This is a genomic window from Alphaproteobacteria bacterium, from assembly GCA_030680745.1.
Classification (GTDB): domain Bacteria; phylum Pseudomonadota; class Alphaproteobacteria; order JAUXUR01; family JAUXUR01; genus JAUXUR01.
Window position 1 is genome coordinate 1 of the sequence record JAUXUR010000008.1, and the last position, 4,108, is coordinate 4,108.

At 31.7% G+C, this 4,108-nt stretch carries 1 protein-coding gene; it reads right to left on the reverse strand.

The window, feature by feature from the left end; translation table 11 throughout:
* Positions 1-427: 427 nt before the first annotated feature.
* Positions 428-4,066, reverse strand: coding sequence for a leucine-rich repeat domain-containing protein (locus Q8L85_00700; protein ID MDP1723206.1), 3,639 nt, complete (start codon positions 4,064-4,066; stop codon positions 428-430).
* Positions 4,067-4,108: the final 42 nt, after the last annotated feature.

Genomic DNA, 4,108 nt, shown 5'->3' on the forward strand with positions numbered 1-4,108 from the left:
ATCTGCAGCGCGTTCTCTTTTTCGCAACATTCCATTGTTATTACTGTCAGATGGATCACCCCCATTATTGTCCATTGCAAAAGAAATTCCAGAAAACATGGTGTTCACGAATAACGAAAATATAAATAATTTTTTATGCATCTATTTTTCCTCAACAATAAAAAACTTTAATTTAATGGTAAATTCTATCATTTTTATTCTTATTATGTCAATAATATTTACTTATTTTTATTAAATGATGATTTAGTGTTAAAGTATAATAAAGCATTTGTTGTAATGAATAGCTGAATTTATATCTAAGGTTTAAAAAAAGCCGTATGGAAGACGCATTATAGTTTGAGAGAGATACAACCCTTGCCTACCGAAAATTAAACAAAATTTCGCGCTGCTTTTTGAGTCTCAAATTATAATGCGTTGACCGCACTGATTAATCATCAATCGAATTCCAATTATTAAAATTATTGCTTGTATTATCAACAATCATTTCATCTTTTACGGAATCATCGATTAAAAAACCCTCATGAATCAGGATGGCTTTAGCACCATCACGGGTTAAGATTGCAGGCGCACCATCTGTATCTAAAGGATTGGCTGTAAAATATTTTTGCCAATTTGTATCATTTTCATCGTCAGATATAAGTTTTTCGCTGTATAAATATTCAGCGATCGAACCCGCTGTAAATGGACGGAATTGTCTGTTTTGCCGTGTTTTAGCCCTTAAACGAAGTATTTCCTTTTCAAGATCAACAGGCGATAATTTCTTCAATCCAATTGCTCGTTCATCTTTAAAATCTTGAGCATCTTCAATTGTTTCAGATGCTTGCATGACCCAATCAATAAGACGGTCGGGGCTTACAAGACCGTAAAACGTTTGAACGACATTCCATTTATTCTCCGCAAAAGGATCTTGCCCCATAGTGCCCATACGTTCTTGATAAGAAGTGATGGCAGCATTTAAGCCCAATTCATCTTTTAATTGATCGCGATAAGCGCTTATTAAGTGAACGTTTTGTGAATTGTTGGCAGCTTTTGCCAAAATAGCCGTTGTAAAATGTGCATTTTTCTTAACAGCTAAGAAGCGTTTTAAATTGTCCTTAAAATTATTTGTTTGATATCCATTTTCTGATAGTGCATAAGCCACAGAATTGATACCTTCTGCTTGGCCTGTGGGGCAGTGCAAAAGACCGTTTACCAGTAAGTTAAACAATAACATCTTGGCGTCTGGATCAATGGTATGATTGATGCGATCCATAATAAAAGTTAGTGCTTTTTGGGTTTCAGGAATTTGAGATTTATACATTTTCCATGGTTTAACATCATTCCCTATCAACGGTAATTTATAAAGAGCCCTGATATAGCCTGTTAAACGCGGCATAAGATATTGAAACACTTTATCAAGATTTGAAAGATTTTGATTTTTGGCATCACTTGCAAAATCACTGGCAAGCATTTCGTAAGAAAGATAGCCTGGTTTTGCCTCATCGTAAAAGTTAAGATCCGCCATAATTTGTTCTAACACATCAAGCATTTCATGACCGTTAAAGACCTTATTCACGTTAATTTCAGGTAATTTATTGGTTGCAAAAACGTTGCGATTGATGCGCAAAGGTTTTTTGTCTAAAGCTGAATATACATCTATTGCGTTTGTTTCGTTGGGCATAGACTTTAAGGAGGCATCATCAAATATGACTAGATCACCGAAACGAGCCCTCAATTCGTCTTTGCCCCATTCTAAAGGATTGTCGCTTTGGGGAAGAAGATAGGGATTACCGGTGAGATCTAATACAGTTAAGTTGGTTAAATTAGTTATACTGGCGGGGATAGTAGTTAAAGCATTCATGGTTAGGTTAAGATTTTGTATATTGATTAAACTACCGATTGTTGCAGGTAAAGAAGTAAGGTTGTTGCTGCAGAGTTCAAGATCTTTTAATTTAGTTAAATTACCGAATGTCTCAGGCAAAGAAGTAAGGTTGTTCCAGCCGAGGTGAAGCTTTATTAACTTAGTTAAATTACCAATTGCCCCAGGCAAAGAAGTAAGACTGTTCAGGGGGAATTTAAGATCTTCTAAGTTAGTTAAATTACCAATTTTCTCATGCAAAGAAGTAAGTTTGTTATTGTAGAGGTTAAGCTTTTCTAACTCAGTTAAATTACAGATTATCTCAGGCAAAGAAGTCAGTTTGTTCTGGGATAGATCAAGCTTTACGAGCTTAGTTAAATTACCGAATGCCTCAGGCAAAGAAGTAAGTTTGTTCTTGTAGAGGTTAAGCTCTTTTAACTTAGTTAAACTACCGATTGTCTCAGGTAAAAATGTAATTTGGCTGTCGGTGAACTTAAGTTCTTCTAGATTAATTAAATCTCCCATTGTCTCAGGGAAAGATGTAAGATAAGTGCTGATAATGTTAACACAATCTAACGAAGTAAGTAGATTAATATATTTAACATATTTTAATTTTTTTATATTATCTATATTACCGAGATGTAATAATAATTTTTTTTCTGTAAAAACATTACTTCTTTCTTCTTTTCTTATTATACTTAATAATTTTATCAGCCTACATAAATCTGTAGCATTTGAAGAATTCAAATAATCATTAATATTTTTTATATTTTTAAATAAACATAATTCGTTTATAGAAATAAAACCAAGGTTAATTAATTTTATTGATGTTTTTAATATCTTAATATAGTCTGAAGCATTAAAGTTTTTTCCATCTGTAATTAGGTTGGTGTAATCCATTATTTTTTTAAAATCCCTTTTTGATTCATTAAAACTCATGTACCAGTAGCCGCTAACTAAGTATTTTCTGCCTCCTTTAATCTTTTTAAGTGTAGTAAGTGCGTTTGTTAAAGCGTTGGAATCCCAATCTTTACCCTGGGCAAGGTGATAGACGTACATCAAAAGTTCAATATCAAATTGATTGTAATAAGTTGGATCAATTCGGTTGAGTATGTTTATAAGTCTTTGATATGGAAGGAATAAATTATATTTTTCTGCAGGTAATCCTTTGGGTCTATATGGTTTGTCTTTAATGGTGATTTCTTCGTATTGATTTAATAAATCTGTAGCTAATTCTTTAGTACGATTGATAATTTTGTCAAATTTTAATGGATGTAATTGTTTTAGAAAATTCATAAAGAAAAAGAAATTTTTTGAATCAACATCTACTTCTTGTGAAGTGTATATAATATCATTTATAGATTTAATGTCTCTTTCTTTTGAAATATTAACCAATTCATTGATTGTGTTGACATATAACGGATTAATAATGTTTTGAAAGCCCTTAGTTTTAAAATCATCGCTGCGATATTTTGATTTAAGAATTTCTATAAAATGATCAAAAAGTTTAATGTTATAACAAGGAGAATTGCTAAATTGATTGATTATTTCAATTTCAGAAGATATATCTTTTTGTGTGTTTAAAAGTGCTTTAACGATAATTTTGTAGGAGTAAGGAAGTGGGCTTAAACGGATAGCTTTTTTTATTTCCGTTAAGATCTTAAAGGTAGTTTTAGCATTTTGAAATTTATTTTTTAGTAAATTATATATTTTTATTAATTCGACATAGGAGTATGAATCCCAAGGATTTGGTGTTGTGTCAAACAATTTACTGATTTCAATGATATCATTATAATTTTTTGAATCTAGTGTATTTAACGCAGCAATTAAGTCGTTCCAACAGTTTTCATCATCACTCAAATCTATGGATGTTATTCGGATGTCTATAATTTTTTTTACTATTTGAAGAATCAAAAGGGGGTTATCTTTTTTTAATATTTTTTTGATGAATGATTTTTTTTCAGAATCATCGCAATCAGAATCAAATCTAAGCGATTGGAATGTTGTAATGAATTCACGAATGTTTGCATCAAGCAAACTTAGGGCGGAATGATTCGCATTCATATTATCCAAAATTAGTGTGTTTTCGGTTTGTATTTTCTTGCTGGCAGGCGCTTCTATAATTGTTGTATCTGCAGCGCGTTCTCTTTTTCGCAACATTCCATTGTTATTACTGTCAGATGGATCACCCCCATTATTGTCCATTGCAAAAGAAATTCCAGAAAACATGGTGTTCACGAATAACGAAAATATAAATAATTTTTTATGCAT